Genomic DNA, 19,530 nt, shown 5'->3' with positions numbered 1-19,530 from the left:
ATGAAACCGGCACCGTTTGATTATTGTTGCCCGGACTCCGTCGACGAGGCGATCGCCGCGCTGGCAGCCTGCCGCGGCGATGCGAAATTGATGGCCGGCGGCCAAAGCCTGATGCCGATGCTGAATTTTCGTGTGGTGCGTCCCGCGATGATCGTCGACATCCGCAAACTGGTCGAGCTCGACTACGTGCGCGAGCGTGAGGACGGCGGACTCGCGGTGGGTGCGCTGACGCGTCACCGCGTGCTCGAGACGTCGCGCCAGGTCGCCCGACATTTTCCGGTCATTCCGGACACGATGCGCCATGTCGCCCACCTCGCGATCCGCAATCGCGGCACGATCGGCGGAAGCCTGTCGCATGCCGATCCGGCTGCGGAGTTGCCGATGCTGGCGCGATTGCTGGATGCGACGATCGTCGCGCGTTCGCCCCGCGGCGAGCGCAGGATCGCGGCGGCCGATTTCTTCGTCGCGCCACTCACGACGATGCTCGACGATGACGAGATGGTCGTTCGCGTCGATTTTCCGGGCGTGAAGCCCGGGACCGGCTGGTGTTTCGAGGAATTCTCGCGTCGCGCAGGTGACTTTGCGCTGGCCGCCGTGGGCGTGCTGCTGGATGTCCGCGACGGCGTGATTCACGATGCGCGCGTCGCGATGATGGGAGTAGGCGACACGCCGTTGCGGCGCACCGACTCGGAAGCGATCTTGCGCGGCAAGCCATTGTCCGACGTGCTCGTGGAGGAGGCGGCGGAAGCCGCGTGCGACGGACTGTCGCCCGCCATAGATCTGCACGCTTCGCCGGCATACCGCCGCCATCTCGCGGGCGTGCTGGCGCGGCGTGCGATACGCAGCGCATGGCGCCGTGCTTCAGGAGTCCCGCAATGAACGAACATGACATTGCCCGCAAGCCCGTCTGGATGATCGTCAATGGTACGGTCGTCGAGCGCAGCGTCGAACCGCGCCTGCTTCTGTCCGATTTCTTGCGACACGACCTGTCGCTGACCGGCACGCACGTTGGTTGCGAGCACGGTGTATGCGGGGCATGCACCGTGATCGTCGACGGCGATAGCGTGCGGTCCTGCCTGATGCTGGCGATCTCGGCCGACGGTTGCGACGTGCGTACCGTGGAGAGCATGGGTACACCCGATTCGCTGTGCGCGCTGCAGGAGGCGTTCCGTGAACATCATGGCCTTCAGTGCGGGTTCTGTACGCCCGGCATGCTGGCGACCTGCACCGATGCGTTGCAGAAATACCCGCTCGACAGCGATGACGAGATTCGCGACGCGCTGTCCGGAAATCTTTGCCGCTGTACCGGCTATCAGGGCATCGTCGAAGCCGTCCGTGTTTGCGTAACGGCGCGCGACGCATTGCGGCAAGCCGCCGGTTCAGAGCCAATCGAGGATAACCAACAATGAAAATGCATGTTCTGAATGGCGGCCGGCTCCGGATGCGCAAGGGTGTCTATCTTCCTGAAGCCGAGCGAAGCGAAACGATCGATCTGCCGGTGGCGTGCATGCTGTTTCGGCATGATCAGGGAAACGTATTATTCGACACCGGATGCCACCCGCAGGTCGTCGACGATGCCGCCGCTCGCTGGGGGGCGATGGCGAAGGCCATGACGCCGATCGCCGGACCGGAAGACAACGTCATCTCGGAGTTGAAAGCGCTCGGGCTCGGGCCGGACGATGTCGATGTAGTCGTCAACTCCCATCTCCACTCCGATCATTGCGGCTGCAATGCGTTCTTCAAGAGAGCGGCTTTCTTCTGTCATGCGAAGGAGCTTGCGGCCGCCCAGGGAGAGGAGGCACTGCAACGCGGCTACATTCCCGCCGACTGGCATCATCCGATGCCGACCGAACTCGTCGACGGGGAGCGCGACGTCTTCGGCGATGGAAAGCTGCTGCTGGTGCCGTTGCCGGGGCATACGGCAGGGAGCATGGGCATGCTCGCGACGCTGGAGCGTGATGGCGCCTTCCTGCTGGCTGCCGACGCCGTTGCGCTGCGCGAGAATCTCACGCGCGAAGTGATGCCGCGCAACACGTGGGACCCGGATGCCGCTTTGTCATCCCTCAACGAAGTCCGGAGGCTCGAACGAGATGGCGCGAGCGTGATCTTCGGCCACGATCCGCAACAGTGGGAGACGCTTCGCAAGGGGGCTCACGCATATGAGTAAGCCGCGTCGTGATCCTGGCGCGCCGCCGGACGCCGATGTCGGCATCGACGAACAGCCGCGCGGCGGTTTTGTCGGGCAGCCGGTGCGTCGATTCGAGGACGCGAGACTGCTCACCGGGCTCGGACGTTATGTCGACGATCGGCCGGCCGGAAATGCACTTCATCTCGCGATCGTGCGCAGCGACCAGGCGCATGCGCGCATCCGCGCCGTGCGTGCCGACGCTGCACGCGGCATGGAAGGTGTATTCGGCATTTATGCGTGGGCCGATCTGGCCGACCTCGTCAAGCCGGCTGTCGCGGTATCGCGCATGGCGGATTATCAACCCACGCCGATTCATGCGCTGGCGGACGGTGTCGTGCACTTCGTCGGCGAACCGGTTATCGCGGTGCTCGCTGATAGCCGCTATCTGGCCGAGGATGCGCGGGATGCGATCGAGATCGAATACGAACCGCTGCCAGTCGAGACCGATGCCGAGGCGGCGGCACATCCCGGCGCGCCACTGCTGCACGACGGGTTGACGAGCAACGTGCTGGTCGAACGACGGTTCGTGCGCGGTGAGATCGACGAAGCATTCGCGAACGCGCCCGTCACCGTTGGCGGCCGGTTCCGGTTTCACCGGAAGATGCCGACTGCGATGGAGCCGCGCACCTATATCGCGGAAGTGGATCCGGGCCGAGACGCCCTGACGCTCTACACGTCGAGCCAGATACCGGGCATCGTGCGCGACGCGATGGCGGATCTGCTCGACATGCCGGGCAATCGGCTGACGGTGATCGCGCCCGATGTCGGGGGCGGATTCGGCGGCAAGACCTCGGTCTATCAGGAGGAGATGCTCGTATGCGTGCTCGCGCGAAAGGTCGGGCGCCCGGTGCGCTGGAGCGGTGATCGGCTCGAGGACATGCTGTCGACGAGCCAGGCCTTCGACGAACGGGTCGATGCCGAACTCGCACTGGATAGCGATGGCCGGATTCTGGGGCTGCGTGCCGAAGTGATCGGCGATGTGGGCGCGTATTCGATCTATCCATGGACCGCCGGCATCGAGCCGGTACAGGTCATCAGTTTTCTGCCCGGGCCGTACCGGGTCCCCGCGTACCAAGGACACGTTCGCGGGGTGACGACACCCAAGGCGCCGACCGGACCCTATCGCGGCGTCGGACGCCCGACCTCGACATTCGCGATGGAGCGCCTGATGGATCTGGCGGCAAAGCGTCTCGGAGTTGACCCGACGGAGTTGCGGTTGCGCAACCTTGTGCGTCCCGAGGAGTTCCCGTATCGGACGCCGGTCGGCATCGTGTGGGATCAATCGGCGTTCATCGAAGGACTCGAGGCAGCCAAGGAGCGGTTCGACTACTCCGCCGCGAGGCAGGCACAGGCGCAGGCGCGTGCCGAAGGGCGCTGGGTCGGTATCGGCGTCGCCTGCTATGCGGAACTGTCCGGCATCGGCTCGCGCATTTCGGCATCGCCAGGCATGCCGATCAACACCGGCACCGATACGTGCGTGATTCAGCTCGATTCGACCGGAGCGGTCACGGCATCGTTCGGCTGCGCATCGCATGGTCAGGGACACGAGACGACGCTCGCTCAAGTTCTGGCGGACGAGCTTGGCGCACGCATCGAAGATCTGCGCGTGATCACCGGAAATAGTGCCGCCGTGCCGCATGGTACCGGCAGTTACGCCAGCCGCACGGCCGTCATCAGCAGCGGGGCTGGAATGCTGGCAGCGCGCGAGCTGCGCGCACGGATGCTGCGCGTCGCCGGCCATCTGCTCGACGTGTCGCCGGACGATCTTGACGTGATCGAGAGTGTCATTCGCGTGCGCTGGAGCGACGCACGTCTTTCGTTCGCCGATCTGGCAAAGGCGCTCTATTCGCAAATGGGACGCGTGCCGCTGGAGTTCCGAGAGGATCTTTGTGTCAGTCGGGTGTACGACCCGGTAGTAGGCACGACCAGTTCGTCGACGCATCTCGTTCAGGTGGAAATCGATCCCGAGACGTATGGCGTTCACGTTCAGCGATACGTGATCGCGGAGGACTGCGGACGGGTGATCAATCCGTTGATCGTCGCGGGGCAGACGCGTGGCGCCGTGGCGCAAGGCATCGGTGCAGCACTTCTCGAGGAAGTCGTGTACGACGCCGACGGCCAACTGCTGACGGCGAGCCTGGTCGATTACCTGCTGCCATCGGCACCGGAGGTCCCGACGTTGGATCTCGTGCACCTCGAGAAACTGGCACCCAATACGCTGGGCGGCTTTCGCGGCATGGGCGAGGGCGGGACGATCGGCTCGCCTGCCGCCATCGCGAATGCGATTGCCGATGCCCTGTCGCCGTTGAACGTCGACATATCGGAGCTGCCGGTGACGCCCGAACGCCTGTATCGCCTCATTCATTTATCCCCCATTGAATCAATCAAGGAGCAACAAGATGGAATTCAGACTTGATGGAAAGGTCGCGCTCGTCACCGGTGGCGCCCGGGACGTGGGCCGTGAAATCGCACTGGGCCTGGCTGGGGAGGGTGCGAGTGTCGTCGTCAACTATCACGGATCGAAGGTCGCAGCGGAAGCGGTCGTGGACGAGATCCGCGCGCAAGGTGGGCGAGGGCGGGCGATCGGCTGCGACATCTCGGACCGTCGGGCCGTGGATCAGATGATCGACGAGACCGTCGAGGTCTTCGGCGGTCTCAACATCCTTGTCAACAATGCCGGGCTCGTCATCCGCAAGCGCTTTCTCGATTCTCATCCGGACGAATGGCGCAAGCAGATCGACGTCTGCCTGTACGGCACGCTGAACTGCACGCATGCGGCGTTGCCTCATCTGGAGCGCCAGAAAGGCAGCGGCCGAATTATCACGATCACGGGCGATTCGTCGAGGGTAGGTGAATCCGGCCTGGCGATCGGCGCGGCCGCGCGCGCGGCCAATATTGCGCTGATGAAGTCGATCGCACGAGAAACGCGCTCGGGCACGACTGCCAATGCGCTTGCGCTCGGGCTGATCGAGACTGCACATGATCCGGAATTTCTCGAGGCGAATCTGGAACGGCTGGTCAAGCTCTATCCGCTTCGGCGTCTCGGTCAGCCGCACGACGTTGCGCCTATGGCGGTCCTGCTTGCATCGGAAAAGGGAAGCTGGATTACCGGTCAGGTGATCAGCATCAGCGGCGGCTTCAGTATGGTCTGACGGCGCAACCCCCGGCTTCCTTCCGACAACTGACATATCGGCGCCGCCGACCGAAACCGACGGCAGCGCCCGAGGAGACAAACGTGATTCATACCGAGCTTATTGTGCCTGTCCACGAATTGCTCAAACGCCATAAAGAGCGCAATCCGGACAAGGCCGCATTCGAGGACGCACGTACGTCCATCACCTACGCGGAACTGGACGCGATGACGGCACGCCTCGCGACGCACTTCCAGCGGGCGGGCGTGCAGGCCGGCGATCGCGTCGCCGTCGTGCTGCCGAATTCGGTCGAATGGGTGGTGAGCTGCCTCGCCTGCGTTCGCGCCGGTGCGATCGCCGTGCCGATCAGCCACGAGGCGACGTCGCCGGAGATCGAGTATCGGCTGGACGATGCACGCTGCACTGCGCTGGTGACGAGCGATGCGCGAGAGCGGGAATTACGCGCGGTCGGTGCGTCGGTTGGCTCGGTCAACGAATACGTGACCGTGCCGTGGTCGTCGCAGCCCGTCGTCGGTACGCCATTTGCAGTCGCGACGGCGCGCGGCGCCCCGAGCGAGCCGTCGGATCCGGATGCGATCGACGATCCGGGATTCGTGATCTACACGTCGGGAACGACCGGTAAGCCCAAAGGCGTGTTGCTGTCGACGCGCGGCATGCTGTGGGTCGCTGCCGCATGTTGGGCCCCGATTGCCGGCCTGACGGGCAGCGACCGCATATTGAGCGCGCTTCCGCTGTATCACTCGTATGCGCTGAACTTCTCGGTGCTGAGTGTGCTCGCAGTCGGCGCGACCGCGTACCTGATGGAGAAGTATTCGTCGAGCGAAATCCCGCGGCTACTGTCAGACGGGCGCTTCACCGTAATGCCCGGCGTGCCGACGATGTTCCACTACCTGCTCGAATCCGCGCGGGCGACAGGGGGGCGCGGCTCGCTGCCCGGGCTGCGATTATGCGTGTCGGCCGGCGCGATACTGCCGGGCACGACGAATCGTGAATTCGAAAACATGTTCGGCCTGAAGCTGCTCGATGGCTACGGCATTACCGAAACCTCGACGATGGTCACGATGAACTGGCCGACCGGTGCGCGCGTATTCGGCTCGTGCGGCCTGCCGCTGCCGGGCGTAGCGGCGCGCGTCGTCGATCCTGTTGCGTTGCGCGATGTCCGTGTCGGGGAAGAAGGCGAGTTACTCGTTCGCGGCCCCAATGTGATGAAGGGATACCTGAACAAGCCAACGGAAACCGATGCGGCATTGAGCAACGGCTGGTATCGCACGGGCGACTTGGCACGCTTTGATGCGAACGGCTATATCACCATCACGGGGCGCCTCAAGGAAGTAATCATTCGGGGCGGCCAGAACATCTCACCGGCCGAGATCGAAGAGGTGGTCTGCGAGTACGACGGCGTTCACGATTGCGCGGTCGTCGGTATGCCGCATGCGCATCTCGGCGAGGTGCCGGTGGTGTTCGTCGTCGAGCGAGCCGAGGGCGCTGTGGATGTCGCGGCGCTGCTCGCGCACTGCAGTCTCCATCTGTCGGCTTACAAGGTGCCGTCCGCGATTCATGTGACGGCGGAAATTCCGCGGACCGGATCTGGGAAGGTCATGCGGTTCAAATTGCGCGAAGCCGTACAACCTGCCGAGCACGGTGACGCCTGACGCATTTCAGCTATCCTCTGACTGGAGAAGTATTGATGTCGACAATTTCATTGAACGGACAGGTAACACTTCGGAATCCTGATCTGGTGAGGAATGCGTGCCTGATCGCAGGCGAATGGATTCACGCCGACCAGGGAGACGCGATCGACGTGCGCAATCCGTCGACTGGGCAGTCGCTCGGGACGGTGCCGCGCATGGGGCGAAATGAAACATTGCGCGCGATCGACGGTGCCAATGCCGCGCTGGCCGAATGGCGCTCGCGTACGGGCAAGGAGCGTGCGGCAGTTTTGCGTCGCTGGTATGAACTGATGGTCGAGAATCAGGATGATTTGGCCGCGATCATGACGGCTGAGCAGGGCAAGCCGCTTTCGGAAAGTCGTGGGGAAATCACCTATGCCGCGTCGTTTCTGGAATGGTTCGGCGAGGAGGCCAAGCGTGCCTATGGCGACACGATACCAGGGCATACGCGCGACAAGCGCATCGTCGTGCTGAAGCAACCCGTCGGCGTGTGCGCTGCGATCACGCCGTGGAATTTCCCGGCGGCGATGCTGACGCGCAAGATCGGGCCGGCGCTGGCCGCTGGTTGCACGATGGTATTGAAACCGGCAAGCCAGACGCCATTCTCCGCGCTTGCGCTCTGCGTGCTGGCGGAGCGTGCCGGCGTACCAAAGGGGGTGATCTCGTGCGTGACTGGCGCGGCGGCGGAGATCGGCGAAACGTTGACGGCCAGCCCGATCGTCCGCAAGGTCTCGTTCACCGGATCGACGGAAATCGGCAAGATTCTGCTGGCGCAATGCGCGTCGACCGTCAAGAAGGCATCGATGGAACTGGGCGGCAACGCGCCGTTCATCGTATTCGACGATGCGGATCTCGATGCGGCGGTGAAAGGTGCCATCGCGTCGAAGTATCGCAATGCGGGGCAGACCTGCGTATGCGCCAACAGGCTGCTGGTTCAGGACGGCGTGTATGACACGTTTGTCGAAAAACTGTCGGTGGCCGTGCAATCCATGCGTGTCGGCGACGGATTCGAGGAAGGTGTCGCGATCGGTCCTCTGATCGATGAGCATGCCGTCGCGAAGGTTGTGGAGCACGTAGACGACGCGATATCGAAGGGCGCGCGTGTCGTAGTCGGCGGAAAGCGGCATCAGAAGGGCGGCAACTACTACGAGCCGACGATTCTTGCCGATGTGACGCCGTCGATGCGGATCTTTCGCGAGGAGACATTCGGTCCCGTCGCCCCCATTTTCCGGTTCAGTACCGACGACGAGGCGATCGCGCTCGCCAACGACACCGAATTCGGTCTTGCTTCCTATTTCTACAGCCGGGATATCGGCCGCGTGCTCAAAGTGGCCGAGGCGCTCGAGTACGGCATCGTAGGCATCAACGAAGGCCTGATCTCGACCGAAGTCGCACCGTTCGGCGGTGTCAAGGAGAGCGGGCTCGGACGCGAGGGATCGAAGTACGGCATCGAGGACTACCTCGAGCTCAAGTATCTGTGCATGGGCGGAATCGCCTGACGCTCGGTGCGGCACCTGAGTGCATCGACGCTTCGGTGCCGGTTCATCGTGAATGCTTCAATGGAGGAATCTCGCGCAATAAAGTCCAGCAATGAAAGTTAAACAACAACGATGAATCCATTGGTTTGGAGGAGCTAGATATGTCAACGGTCAATGTGGCAGTGCCTGCGTCGCGGATGTCCCGTGACGAAAAACGGGTGGTTTTCGCATCTTCGTTAGGTACGGTGTTCGAGTGGTACGACTTCTTTCTCGCTGGCTCGCTGGCGACGTTCATTGGCAGGCACGTTTTCTCCGGTGTCAACCCGACCGCGGGATTCATCTTTACGCTGCTGAGCTTTGCTGCGGGGTTCGCGGTGCGGCCTCTCGGGGCGATCGTATTTGGACGTCTGGGCGACCTTGTCGGCCGCAAGTACACGTTCCTCGTGACGATCGTCTTGATGGGCGGCTCGACGTTTCTCATCGGGTTGCTGCCGGGCTTTGCCACTATCGGGATCGCTTCGCCGATCCTGTTTGTCGCGATGCGGATGATTCAAGGGCTCGCGCTTGGCGGCGAATATGGCGGCGCGGCGACCTATGTCGCGGAGCATGCGCCGAATGACCGGCGCGGTGCATGGACCGCCTGGATCCAGATGACCGCGACGCTCGGGCTGTTCCTGTCGCTGGTGGTCATTCTGGGTGTGCGAACCACGACAGGCGAAGGTCCGTTCGCATCGTGGGGATGGCGAGTGCCATTCCTGATGTCCATCGTCCTGCTCGGGATATCGGTGTGGATCCGCCTTCAGTTGCACGAGTCGCCGGCATTCGAGCGCATGAAGGCCGAGGGCAGTCGCTCGAAGGCACCCGTAGCCGAGGCATTCGGGCAATGGAAGAACCTCAAGCTGGTGTTGGTCGTGTTGTTCGGGCTGACGGCGGGGCAGGCAGTCGTCTGGTATACGGGGCAGTTCTACACGCTGTTCTTTCTGACGCAGACGCTCAAGCTCGAGGGTTCGACGTCGAATGTGATCCTTGCCATCGCACTCATGATCTCGGCTCCGTTCTATGTCGTGTTCGGTTCATTGTCCGACCGGATCGGACGCAAGCCGATCATCCTGATTGGTTTCGCGCTGGCGGCCGCCACGTACTTTCCCCTGTTCAAGGGGCTGACGCACTTCATCAATCCCGCGCTGGAGACGGCACAACGGAATGCGCCAATCGTGGTGAAGGCATCTCCTCTCGAGTGTTCGTTCCAGTTTAATCCGGTTGGTACGGCGACCTTTACCAGTTCATGCGATATCGCCAAGAGTGCGCTATCGAAAGCCGGGCTGAGCTACCGTAACGAACCGGCGCCGCCGGGAGAGCGGGCCGCGATCGTCGTCGGCGGCAGCGTCATTGCGTCATACGATGGAAAAGCCGCCGACGCAGCCATGCAAGCGCGTGATTTCGATCGGGCGCTGCAGCGTGCGCTGCACGATAACGGCTATCCGGCGAAGGCCGATCCGGGCAAGATCAATTGGCCGATGGCGATCCTTCTGCTGGCGATCCTGATGATCTACGGCACGATGGTCTACGGGCCGATCGCGGCCATGCTCGTCGAGTATTTTCCGACACGGATCCGCTACACGTCGATGTCGTTGCCATATCACATCGGCAACGGATGGTTCGGTGGATTCCTGCCGGCTTCCGCATTCGCGATCGTCGCGGCAAACGGGAACATCTATTCCGGCCTCTGGTATCCGATCGTCATTGCGGCCGCTTCGCTAATCGTTGGGGTCTTGTGCCTGCGCGAGACGCGCGGCACCGATATCTGCGCCAACTGACCAGACAACATATCGATACGGAGTCAAGCGGATCATGGCGTTATACGAATATCGAGGCGTGGCCCCGCGCGTTCATGCGTCCGCTTACGTACACCCGAGTGCGAGCATCATCGGTGACGTGATCGTCGGCGCCGGTTGCTATATCGGGCCCGGAGCGTCGCTACGTGGGGATTTTGGCGCCATTCGTGTCGGCGAGGACAGCAACGTACAGGACAACTGTACGTTGCATGTCGGGCACGGAATGACATGTTTGCTGGGTGAACGGTCTCATGTCGGTCACGGCGCCGTGGTACATGGCGCACGTCTGGAGCGCAACGCGCTGATCGGGATGAATGCCATCGTGATGGACGACGCGATAGTCGGAGATTCTGCCATCGTGGCGGCGTGCGCGTTCGTCAAGTCGGGAATGGAGGTGCCGGCACGAGCGCTGGTCATGGGCGTGCCGGCACGGATCGTCCGCGTACTGACCGATGCGGAACTGCGAGAGAAGGTCGAAGCGACGAACCGTTACTGCAAACTCGCGGCATCGAGTTTGGCAACGATACGCAGGATCGATATGCCGATCGGTGGCTGAGCCGAGTGATATTGCCGGAATTCGACAGCCCCCCGACCGTCGCGAACGGAATACGGCGATGGACGATTGTCTCGATCGGCTTTTGCGGCGGAGTGCCGCAAATGTTCGTTGTCGGCACTAAAGAACGTAGCCGTGCAGTGCGCCGTGGACGTGCGCGCACTGCACGATTCTCATACGAATCAATCGACCCCCGCCGTGCGGTGACCAGCATAGTACGGGGTGCGCCAGTTTGGCGTTATGCCCATGAAGTCGTCGAAATATGCAATGGCCAGCATCGGCTCTTCGAGCAAATTCTCGCGATATGATTGCCAGATCTTGACCTGTCCGATTTTTTCGGACGGTTCGACGACTTTTCCACATTCCTGCCGTGATACTTTTTTGACGAGCTCAACGCAAAAATGAGTCAGTGCGAATCCTGTCGGCCACCAGTCTGCAATTTCGCTGCTCGATTTCTTATGTGGAATGACGGTCACCGATGTGTCTCGGACGGCTTTGAATTTCAATAGTTCGGCGAGCAGCGCGCCGATGCAGAACTGAAAATAGTCAGCCGCGTTCTTGTGTAGGTAAAACTCGCTGTCTTCGAGGATTTGAGTCCACGCGACGAACGCTTGTGTGAAGTGTCGATCATCGAGTTCGAGCAACACACCGGAATTTTTTGAGTAGTCGTCGCAATACTGCTGAAGAAGCAGTCTGCAAGATGACAGTTTGGTGAGAGCCGGCCATACGCGATGTATGGACCTTGCGATCGGTTCGTGTTCGTCTACCAAGATGCTTCTCCGGCGCATTGACTTCACAGGTAGCTGACAATTCTGGAAAACTCGCGCTGCATCGCGTCGTCCGGATTTTTCGATCGCAATGCCGCTCGAATTCGCGACTCGGAAGCACCTACGAGATCGGCCGCGACGCGAAGCAGCGCGTCGGGATCGGACGGAAGCGCTTCAGGCTGAACAATTCTTGCGCACCCGGTGATACCGAGTAATAGAAAAACATATACGTTCGGCTCGGATACCAGCCACCACGGCGCGACGACATCAGGCAATTCATCGAATCGTGCGCTTCGAATCGGATGGCGGTCGATTAGCGATAACGTGAGCCGGGAATACGCACGACAGATATCGTCGGAAAATTCATCCGGCGACGCCTCGACCTGGATTTCCGATATGCCTTTCAACACGTTGTGCGCGCCGCGCAGGCTGCTGAATGCGTCATTGATGCGGTGTTCAAATATAAGGACGTCCGTCGCACCCGCGTGCAGGATGAATCGCTTCGCAGCTGCGTAATAAAGTGCCGAGCAGTGGCGGATCAGCTTTGTATCCGCGGAATCGCGAATGATGCGTTCCAGGCCGCCGTCGAAGCTGACCGGCGCTTTCCAGTGATCCTGCAGTGGGGGAATCGCATGACCTGCATACGTTTCGGCCGTTTCGAGCAGTGTGTCCGCGATATGGCCGACGGAGCCAAGAAATTGCGGCAACGGCGGCAAGTTCGCGCGGTGGCTAGCGGTTCGCTGAGAATCGGACCCAGAGCCGGGGACGTTTCGCGCCGCGTATCGAAGTTGCCGCGCACAATCCATCAATGCAAGGCGGACCTGACTGAGATCCTGGACGATGTGCGATGGCGTCAATGACTTGGGTTCCATGGCTGCCTCGAGGATGAAACATTTGAAGTTAAGATAGCACATTTGTTCAGTGTCATTGATCACGTTAATTTAGGGGAGGAAGCGTGCCGAGAGCCCGAACCAAGCACCGAGAAGAGGCCATCGACGAACAAAGTCCTGCGCGCAGACTGCGACTGCGCGCGGCGTGGATGTACTTCGTGGAGGAGATGACGCAACACGAGATCGCACAGAAACTCGGCATTGGTCGGGTGACGGTCGTGCGCCTGCTGGCCGCTGCGCGCGAGCGAAACGAGGTAAAAATTTCGATTGGTGATCGCCTGGTCGAATGCGTGGATCTCGAACGGCAACTCGAGGAGCGATTCGGAATCGCGGAAGCGATCGTCGTACCGTTGTCAGCGCGAGACGCGGATGCCACCGCCCCGGTGAGCGCTGCCGCTGGCGAATATGTGTCGTCGATGGTGCGGTCGAACATGAAAATCGGCGTCGGTTGGGGACGCACCCTTGTCAGTTCGCTGTCGTACATGGGTGAGCGCCCAGTCGAAAACGTCTCGGTAGTTTCACTGCTGGGCGGCATCATGAAAGCCCGACATTTCAACCCGGCCGAGTTCGCTTGGCGTTTCGCGACGCTGTATCAGGCGGACTGCTACCTGATGACTGCGCCGTTGGTGGTCGACAGCCCGGAGACCCGGCGCACGCTCATCGAACGCTGCGGCCTCCGGGACATTTTCGATCTGGCGAGATCCCTTGACGCGGTCGTGCTCGGCGCTGCGGGCACCGGCCCGGAGGCAACTGCGCATCGATCGCGGTTCATCAGCGATGCTGATCGCGAATCAGTGATCAAAGCCGGTGCCGTGGGCGATCTGCTTTTCAACTTTTTCGACGCCAACGGACAACTAGTTGACCATCCCATCAACGAGCGTGTGATGTCCGTGCCGCTCGACATCGTCAAGCAAGTGCCGGTGCGCGTTCTTGCAGCGGGCGGCGTCAGCAAGGTGCCGGCGCTGGGCGGCGCTCTGAGGTTATTGCGTCCGTCCGTATTGATCACCGATCAATACGCCGCGGCGGACTTGCTGAAACTCGCGGACTAACCTTCGAGCGGAAAGGTCGCCGCTACCTTTCCGCACTCCGCGCTCATCACTGCTGCCGAGAGAAGCGCGCTCTCTCACCCTCCCTCGTTCGCGGCGACGGCAGCGATGCTGCGCCGCATCAACGTCTGTATCAGTGCTCGCCGCTGGGTTGGCACTCGCGTCAGCGAGCCTGCGGCGCGACTCCTTCTCTATCCGCCCCCAGATTTTTGCGCGCTAGGAATAACCCTAGCTGCGCGCTTTTTGCCGCTCGGTTGCTTGTACCTTTTATGAACAAAGTGCTATTGTAAAAAACAAATGTGCACTTAATGTCGCGGCGATCCAGGTTGCAGACGCGGGTTAAGGGCACATGCCTGCGCAAGCGCGCGTCACTACCCAGGAGACATCGTCGATGCTCAACATCATTCCCAGCGGCCTGGCGGCCGACCTCAAAGCCCGTGCCCAATTGGGCAGACCTATCCGAATCGGCTTGATCGGCTCCGGCGAAATGGGCACGGACATCGTGACCCAGGTCCGGCAAATGGAAGGTCTTGAGATCGGCGCGATCGCGGACCTCCGTGTCGACGCCGCATGCGAAGCGGTTCGAGTCGCCAATCAGGCGGACGAAGGCTATCGCGTCGTCGGGACCGGCTCGGGGATTTCGCAGGCGATCGAGGCCGGATCGATCGCCATCACGCAAGACTCGAATGCGATCTGTACCAACGATCAAATCGACGTGGTGATCGATGCGACCGGCAAACCGGCGGTGGGCGCGCAGATTGGGCTGCTGGCCATGGAGCACGGCAAGCATCTCGTGATGATGAACGTCGAAGCCGATGTGACCATCGGCGCATACCTGCGTCGTGAAGCGGAGCGGCTGGGCGTCGTGTACACGCTGGGTGCTGGCGATGAGCCGAGCTCTACGATCGAGTTGATCGATTTCGTCAGCGCGCTCGGTTATCCGATCGTTGCCGCGGGCAAGGGCAAGAACAACCCGTTGAATATCGACGCGACACCGGACGACTACATGGCCGAAGCCAAGGCGCGCAACATGAATCCGCGCATGCTGGTGGAGTTTGTCGACGGTTCGAAGACCGCGGTCGAAATGGCGGCGATCGGAAATGCGACCGGGCTGATTCCGGATGTCGCCGGCATGCACGGTCCCGCGGCCACGCTCGACCAACTGCATGAGGTGCTTTGTCCGGTGGCGGACGGCGGGATCCTCACCCAAAAGGGTGTAGTCGATTACACCATCGGAAAGGGCGTCGCGCCCGGGGTATTCGTCGTTGCCGAACTTGCACATCCTCGCCTGCGCGAGCGCATGGCAGACCTCAAGCTCGGCAAGGGGCCGTATTACACGTTTTATCGCCCGTATCACCTGACGAGTCTCGAGGTGCCGCTCAGTTGCGCGCGCGCCGTCCTGTACGGCAAAGCCGACATGCGGCCGCTCCCCGTTCCGGTGGTCGAGGTTTGCGCGGTGGCGAAGCGAGACCTGAAAGTCGGTGACCGACTCGACGCGATCGGCGAATTTACGTACCGCGCGTGGGCCATCGCGGCGGACGACGCGCTTGCGCAGCGCGCGGTTCCATGCGGCTTGCTGGAAGGCGGCACCGTCACCCAAGCGATCCGCAAGGGCGAATTGCTGACGTACCAGAACGCCGCGGTCGACGCGAACGCACCGATCGTCAAACTGCGCCAGCGCCAGGACGAAATGGTCCGCGGTGCGCGTGCCGCCGCTTGAGGAGAAGATGATGGGATTCGTTGCAGAGAAGATCGAAGGAATGCCCGAAGTCTATCGGCATGTCTCGGTGCAAGCGCTGCGTGACGCGCTGAAGAAGATGCAACTCGTGCGTCGATTCGAGGAGAGCGCGGAGCAGGCGTATATGCGTGGGCTGATTCACGGGACGATGCACCTGTCTATCGGGCAGGAAGCTTCCGCGATCGCGATGACGATGCTCCTGACCGATGAGGACTACATCACGTCGACGCATCGGGGGCACGGCCACTGCATCGGCAAAGGTGCAGATCCGAAACGCATGTTCGCCGAATTCTTCGGTAAGGAGACGGGGTATTGCCGGGGGCGGGGCGGTTCGATGCACATCGCGGATGTGAGCCGCGGAAATCTCGGCGCCAACGGTATCGTGGGGGGAGGCTTGCCTATTGCGGTCGGCGCGGCGCTGTCGATCAAGAAGCAGCGCAAGAACTCGGTTGTGGTGTGTTTTTTCGGCGATGGCGCGAACAATGAAGGTGCGTTCCATGAATCGCTGAATTTCGCCGCGATCTGGAAGCTGCCGGTGATTTTCGTCTGTGAAAATAACCGGTACGGCATGTCGATGTCGGTCGAACGTTCGACGGCCGTCAGTCGGATCTCGCAGCGCGCGGCTGCGTATGACATGCCCGGCGTAACTGTCGACGGCAACAGCTTCGGCGACGTGTTGACGGCGGCTGAAGGCGCGATCGAGCGTGCACGAAAAGGCGAGGGGCCGACACTCATCGAGTGCGAGACATACCGCATTCGCGGCCACTCCAAGAGCGACCGGAACCGCTATCGCACCCGCGAAGAGATCGAGTCCTGGGGCGCAAGGGATCCCATTGCGAAATTCGAGCGGCAGTTGGTGGAGCTTGGGCTGATCGATGCCGCAGCGGTGCAAGCAATCCACGCGGAAGTCGAGGAAGAAATCAAGGCTGGTCTGGACTACGCGCAGAACAGCCCGGCACCGGACATCGCCGAGTTGACGCGCTATGTATATACGGAGAACGGGGGGAATGACCATGAGTGACCAGCGCGAACTGACTTACGCTCAGGCGATTCATGAGGCAATGGGCATCGCAATGGAGCGAGACGAGCGCGTGTTCCTGATGGGCGAGGATATCGGAGTCTACGGCGGTGCGTTCCAGGTGACCGGTGACCTGTTTCAGCGCTTTGGTGCGGAACGTGTCATGGACACGCCCATCGCGGAGCTGGCAGGCGCCGGCATTGCGGTCGGTGCGGCCATGACCGGCTGCCGGCCGATCTACGAATTCCAGTTTTCGGACTTCGCAACGCTTGCGATGGAACAAATCGTGAACCAGGCCGCGAAGATGCGTTACATGCTGGGCGGAGAAGTCTCGGTGCCGGTTGTGATGCGCTTTCCGGCCGGTTCCGGGACGGGTGCCGCAGCCCAGCACAGCCAGAGCCTCGAGGCCTGGTTCGCGCACGTTCCCGGATTGAAGGTGGTGCAACCCAGTACGCCCCATGACGCGAAGGGATTACTGCTTGCTGCGCTCGAGGATCCCGATCCGGTGATGATCTTCGAACACAAGCTCCTGTACAAGAGCAAGGGCATCGTGCCGGAGGGCTACTATGTGGAGCCGATCGGCAAGGCCGTCGTTCGCCGCGAGGGGCGGGATGTCACGATCGTCGCGACTTCGATCATGACCGTGCGTTCGCTGGAAGCGGCAGACGCGCTGCAGCAGGAAGGCATCGACGTGGAAGTGATCGATCTGCGCAGCATCCGGCCGATCGACCGCGAGGCGATTATCGACAGCGTAAGCAAGACTTCGCGTCTGGTATGTGTGTACGAAGGCGTTCAGCAACTGGGCATAGGCGCCGAGATCGCGTCGATCGTTTGCGAAAGCGACGCCTTCGATTATCTGGACGCACCGATCGTCCGGCTGGGCGGCGCGGATTGTCCGTTGCCTTACAACCCGCAGCTCGAGAAGGTTGCCGTGCCGCAGGTGCCCGACATCGTCGAGGCGGTTCGGCATATCGTCGGTCGGAGGGGCTGAGATGGCGACCGAAGTGATTCTTCCTCGCGTCGACATGGACATGACCGAGGGCACGATTACCGCCTGGTATGTCAAGGACGGCGACACGATCAGGCAGGGCGAGCCGATCTTCGACATCGAGACCAGCAAGGCCACGATGGAAGTGGAGGCCCCGGCGAGCGGTACGGTCCGGCAGATTACCGCCAGCGTCGGTGATACGGTCCCCGTCGGAACCGTGATCGCATGGATCTATGCCAATGGTGAGACCGTCATCGAGCAGGACGTCGGCACAACCGCATTAGGCGTTGCCGAGCCTGACGCTGCGGCTGAACCCCCGATCCATCGTCGCGCGGACGTCGCAGATGCAGCATTGCCGGGTGATATCAGCGACAGCCGGATTCGCGCGACGCCCGCCGCTCGTCGGGCTGCTCGCGAAAGCGAAATCGACTTGGGCAGCCTGCAGGGATCCGGTCCGCATGGGCGGATTATCGAAAATGACGTGCGCGCTGTCGCCGCTGGGCGCGGTGGTTCACGTGAAGTGGTGGCCGGCGCGAGCCAGCAAGGCGCGCTCAATCGGGTCTGGCTGCAGCGCGGCGGCCCGGCGACGCTGGTGTTTCTGCATGGATTCGGGGCCGAGGCGAATAGCTGGCGCCCGTTCTTCAATGCGTTGCGCGACGCCGGCCTTGCGAAGAATCTCGATGTACTGTCGATCGATCTGCCCGGACATGGAAAATCACCGGCCGATGCTGCCGCATCGCTGGAGAACATCGTCGACGCGATCGGCGCTACGCTGGCGGCAGAAGATGTCGCGCACTGCCATCTCGTCGGGCATTCGTTCGGCGGGGCTATCGCGATTGCGTTGAGCGCTTCGCGCCATGTGCGTGTGTCGTCGTTGACGCTGGCTTCACCGGCCGGGCTGGGTACCGAATGCAACGGTGCGTTCTTGCGCGGGCTGACGCAAGCCGCTGATCGAACCAGTCTTATGCGATGGCTGCGGGAATTGGTCGCGCGTCCCGGTGTGATCGACGACGCGTTCATCGCGACGGCAGAGCAGCAATTGTCGAGTGAGGCAAAACGTGTGACGCTTGCGTCAATCGTAGATACGTTCTTCCCGGGCGGCCGGCAGAAGATCGACCTGCGAGAGGTCATCGCGTCGCTGACGATGCCTGTTCGCGTCGTCTGGGGGGCGTCGGACAAAATCATTCCGATGACGCACACGAACGGCCTGCCTGGCCGGATTGCGCAGCACCGCTTCGCGGACATCGGTCATTTGCCGCACGTCGAAGCGCTGGCTGATGTGGTCGGTATCGTCGGCGAGCAACTGTCACGGTAGGCGGAGCCATTCATGAACCTGGAGCTTGACGGCAAGATCGCGCTGGTAACGGGGCTCTCGTCCCCGATCGGCGACGAGGTGGTCCGTGCCTTGCGTACCGCCGGCGCAACGGTGCTTACGCAGCGGGCACGCGCTCTCGAACTGGTGGGTGACACGGGAGACGGTCAAGCGAATGTCGACGGTACGCCGCCGGAAATCTTCACGGCGCGGCGTGCGGTCGAACTGGTCGAACGTACCGTTCTCGAATTCGGGAGGCTCGATATAGTCGTCCATAACGGCTGCGCGCGGCTGGACGGGGGAGGCGATCTCGAGATTCCCGAACGAGAAATCGATCAGGCGTACGCCGAGTGCGTCAAGGCTGCGCTTTACATAGCCCATGCCGCGGCGTCGCAGTATCGGCGAGTCAAGCGAGGCGTGATCGTCAATATCGCGCCGACCGCCGAAGCCGATTCTTGGTGCGTGCCGTGGCAGAGCGCCTGTACCGCGGCGCTCTGTCAGCTATCCCAAGCACTGGGGCAACGATTGAAAGGTGACGGGATCCGCGTCAATGCCGTCTGTCCAACGGTACCTTCATACGATGAGTTTCGCCGCGTCTCACGGGGAGCGACGCTGCATCCGGCCCCGCTGCCATCGATCCCGAGGCGAGAGGATGGCATGTCCGCCGCGGTGCGTGCCGCTCTATTCCTGGCTTCGGATGCGTCACACTACATCTCGGGTCTCGTGTTCCCGATCGAGGTCAATTCGGGTTTTTGCTAGAAGAATCGTTTCTACGAGCTTCGTGTCGCGTTTTCCCGTATTTACCCGAAAATGAACAATTGTATTATTCAAATAAACATTTGTTCAAATGGCGGCGCGAAATTGCCCGCCAGATTCGTACCGTTTGTTAAAGCAG

17 protein-coding genes are annotated in these 19,530 nt (G+C 61.7%); 15 read left to right on the top strand and 2 right to left on the bottom strand.

Features of this window, described 5'->3' with window-relative positions; translation table 11 throughout:
* The 9 genes from U4Z64_RS32305 to U4Z64_RS32265 all read left to right on the top strand — a co-directional run bounded on the left by U4Z64_RS32305 (window position 1) and on the right by U4Z64_RS32265 (window position 10,879).
* Window positions 1-879: a xanthine dehydrogenase family protein subunit M gene (locus U4Z64_RS32305; RefSeq protein ID WP_321822091.1), complete on the top strand. Its 879-nt coding sequence runs from the start codon at window positions 1-3 to the stop codon at window positions 877-879.
* Window positions 876-1,409, top strand: coding sequence for a (2Fe-2S)-binding protein (locus U4Z64_RS32300; protein ID WP_321822090.1), 534 nt, complete (start codon window positions 876-878; stop codon window positions 1,407-1,409). Before U4Z64_RS32305 ends, U4Z64_RS32300 begins: the two co-directional genes overlap by 4 nt.
* Window positions 1,406-2,167, top strand: coding sequence for an N-acyl homoserine lactonase family protein (locus U4Z64_RS32295; RefSeq protein WP_321822089.1), 762 nt, complete (start codon window positions 1,406-1,408; stop codon window positions 2,165-2,167). Before U4Z64_RS32300 ends, U4Z64_RS32295 begins: the two co-directional genes overlap by 4 nt.
* The gene (locus U4Z64_RS32290) at window positions 2,160-4,604 is read left to right on the top strand and encodes a xanthine dehydrogenase family protein molybdopterin-binding subunit (RefSeq protein ID WP_321822088.1); all 2,445 of its coding nucleotides are present in this window, start codon (window positions 2,160-2,162) and stop codon (window positions 4,602-4,604) included. Before U4Z64_RS32295 ends, U4Z64_RS32290 begins: the two co-directional genes overlap by 8 nt.
* Window positions 4,588-5,340: an SDR family NAD(P)-dependent oxidoreductase gene (locus tag U4Z64_RS32285; RefSeq protein ID WP_077178941.1), complete on the top strand. Its 753-nt coding sequence runs from the start codon at window positions 4,588-4,590 to the stop codon at window positions 5,338-5,340. The genes U4Z64_RS32290 and U4Z64_RS32285 overlap by 17 nt, the downstream gene beginning before the upstream one ends.
* 83 nt (window positions 5,341-5,423) lie before the next feature.
* Entirely contained in the window at window positions 5,424-6,992 is a 1,569-nt protein-coding gene (locus U4Z64_RS32280) for a class I adenylate-forming enzyme family protein (RefSeq protein WP_321822087.1), read from the top strand.
* Window positions 6,993-7,027: 35 nt separating this feature from the next.
* Window positions 7,028-8,509, top strand: coding sequence for an NADP-dependent succinate-semialdehyde dehydrogenase (gabD, locus tag U4Z64_RS32275; protein ID WP_321822086.1), 1,482 nt, complete (start codon window positions 7,028-7,030; stop codon window positions 8,507-8,509).
* A gap of 140 nt (window positions 8,510-8,649) precedes the next feature.
* Window positions 8,650-10,305, top strand: a complete 1,656-nt coding sequence (locus U4Z64_RS32270; RefSeq protein ID WP_136472580.1) for an MFS transporter — start codon at window positions 8,650-8,652, stop codon at window positions 10,303-10,305.
* 34 nt (window positions 10,306-10,339) lie between these two features.
* Window positions 10,340-10,879, top strand: a complete 540-nt coding sequence (locus U4Z64_RS32265; protein ID WP_060063281.1) for a gamma carbonic anhydrase family protein — start codon at window positions 10,340-10,342, stop codon at window positions 10,877-10,879.
* Between the two features lie 179 nt (window positions 10,880-11,058).
* On the opposite strand, the gene U4Z64_RS32260 is transcribed toward U4Z64_RS32265, so the two are convergent.
* Window positions 11,059-11,646 carry a hypothetical protein gene (locus U4Z64_RS32260; RefSeq protein WP_136472576.1) on the bottom strand — a complete coding sequence of 196 codons (588 nt, stop codon included), beginning with the start codon at window positions 11,644-11,646 and terminating at the stop codon, window positions 11,059-11,061.
* Window positions 11,647-11,669: 23 nt separating this feature from the next.
* A complete protein-coding gene (locus tag U4Z64_RS32255; protein WP_321822085.1) occupies window positions 11,670-12,515 on the bottom strand; it encodes a hypothetical protein in 846 nt (281 codons plus the stop codon).
* A gap of 185 nt (window positions 12,516-12,700) precedes the next feature.
* On the opposite strand from U4Z64_RS32255, the gene U4Z64_RS32250 reads away from it, so the two are divergent.
* From U4Z64_RS32250 to U4Z64_RS32225, 6 genes are all read left to right on the top strand, one after another.
* Window positions 12,701-13,582 carry a sugar-binding transcriptional regulator gene (locus U4Z64_RS32250; RefSeq protein WP_226238130.1) on the top strand — a complete coding sequence of 294 codons (882 nt, stop codon included), beginning with the start codon at window positions 12,701-12,703 and terminating at the stop codon, window positions 13,580-13,582.
* Between the two features lie 388 nt (window positions 13,583-13,970).
* Window positions 13,971-15,299 (top strand): NAD(P)H-dependent oxidoreductase, encoded by a 1,329-nt coding sequence (locus U4Z64_RS32245; RefSeq protein ID WP_125333403.1) that lies wholly within the window; start codon window positions 13,971-13,973, stop codon window positions 15,297-15,299.
* A gap of 10 nt (window positions 15,300-15,309) precedes the next feature.
* The gene (locus U4Z64_RS32240) at window positions 15,310-16,338 is read left to right on the top strand and encodes a thiamine pyrophosphate-dependent dehydrogenase E1 component subunit alpha (RefSeq protein WP_321822084.1); all 1,029 of its coding nucleotides are present in this window, start codon (window positions 15,310-15,312) and stop codon (window positions 16,336-16,338) included.
* Window positions 16,325-17,326: an alpha-ketoacid dehydrogenase subunit beta gene (locus U4Z64_RS32235; protein WP_290440119.1), complete on the top strand. Its 1,002-nt coding sequence runs from the start codon at window positions 16,325-16,327 to the stop codon at window positions 17,324-17,326. Before U4Z64_RS32240 ends, U4Z64_RS32235 begins: the two co-directional genes overlap by 14 nt.
* A 1-nt stretch (window position 17,327) precedes the next feature.
* Entirely contained in the window at window positions 17,328-18,638 is a 1,311-nt protein-coding gene (locus tag U4Z64_RS32230) for an acetoin dehydrogenase dihydrolipoyllysine-residue acetyltransferase subunit (protein WP_321822083.1), read from the top strand.
* Window positions 18,639-18,650: 12 nt separating this feature from the next.
* On the top strand, window positions 18,651-19,394 hold the full coding sequence (locus U4Z64_RS32225) for an SDR family oxidoreductase (protein ID WP_060063261.1): 744 nt from the start codon (window positions 18,651-18,653) through the stop codon (window positions 19,392-19,394).
* Window positions 19,395-19,530 lie beyond the last annotated feature (136 nt).

The organism is Burkholderia sp. BCC1996 (genome assembly GCF_905339955.1).
Classification (GTDB): domain Bacteria; phylum Pseudomonadota; class Gammaproteobacteria; order Burkholderiales; family Burkholderiaceae; genus Burkholderia.
Note: the sequence above shows the minus strand (reverse complement) of the source record. Positions and strands in the feature narration are given on the sequence as shown.

Excerpts from the sequence above, each read along its gene's own strand:
- U4Z64_RS32305 (WP_321822091.1), top strand. The coding sequence starts at position 1 with ATGAAACCGGCACCGTTTGATTATTGTTGCCCGGACTCCGTCGACGAG.
- U4Z64_RS32300 (WP_321822090.1), top strand. The coding sequence starts at position 876 with ATGAACGAACATGACATTGCCCGCAAGCCCGTCTGGATGATCGTCAAT.
- U4Z64_RS32295 (WP_321822089.1), top strand. The coding sequence starts at position 1,406 with ATGAAAATGCATGTTCTGAATGGCGGCCGGCTCCGGATGCGCAAGGGT.
- U4Z64_RS32290 (WP_321822088.1), top strand. The coding sequence starts at position 2,160 with ATGAGTAAGCCGCGTCGTGATCCTGGCGCGCCGCCGGACGCCGATGTC.
- U4Z64_RS32285 (WP_077178941.1), top strand. The coding sequence starts at position 4,588 with ATGGAATTCAGACTTGATGGAAAGGTCGCGCTCGTCACCGGTGGCGCC.
- gabD (WP_321822086.1), top strand. The coding sequence starts at position 7,028 with ATGTCGACAATTTCATTGAACGGACAGGTAACACTTCGGAATCCTGAT.
- U4Z64_RS32270 (WP_136472580.1), top strand. The coding sequence starts at position 8,650 with ATGTCAACGGTCAATGTGGCAGTGCCTGCGTCGCGGATGTCCCGTGAC.
- U4Z64_RS32265 (WP_060063281.1), top strand. The coding sequence starts at position 10,340 with ATGGCGTTATACGAATATCGAGGCGTGGCCCCGCGCGTTCATGCGTCC.
- U4Z64_RS32255 (WP_321822085.1), bottom strand. The coding sequence starts at position 12,515 with ATGGAACCCAAGTCATTGACGCCATCGCACATCGTCCAGGATCTCAGT.
- U4Z64_RS32250 (WP_226238130.1), top strand. The coding sequence starts at position 12,701 with ATGACGCAACACGAGATCGCACAGAAACTCGGCATTGGTCGGGTGACG.
- U4Z64_RS32245 (WP_125333403.1), top strand. The coding sequence starts at position 13,971 with ATGCTCAACATCATTCCCAGCGGCCTGGCGGCCGACCTCAAAGCCCGT.
- U4Z64_RS32240 (WP_321822084.1), top strand. The coding sequence starts at position 15,310 with ATGGGATTCGTTGCAGAGAAGATCGAAGGAATGCCCGAAGTCTATCGG.
- U4Z64_RS32235 (WP_290440119.1), top strand. The coding sequence starts at position 16,325 with ATGACCATGAGTGACCAGCGCGAACTGACTTACGCTCAGGCGATTCAT.
- U4Z64_RS32230 (WP_321822083.1), top strand. The coding sequence starts at position 17,328 with ATGGCGACCGAAGTGATTCTTCCTCGCGTCGACATGGACATGACCGAG.
- U4Z64_RS32225 (WP_060063261.1), top strand. The coding sequence starts at position 18,651 with ATGAACCTGGAGCTTGACGGCAAGATCGCGCTGGTAACGGGGCTCTCG.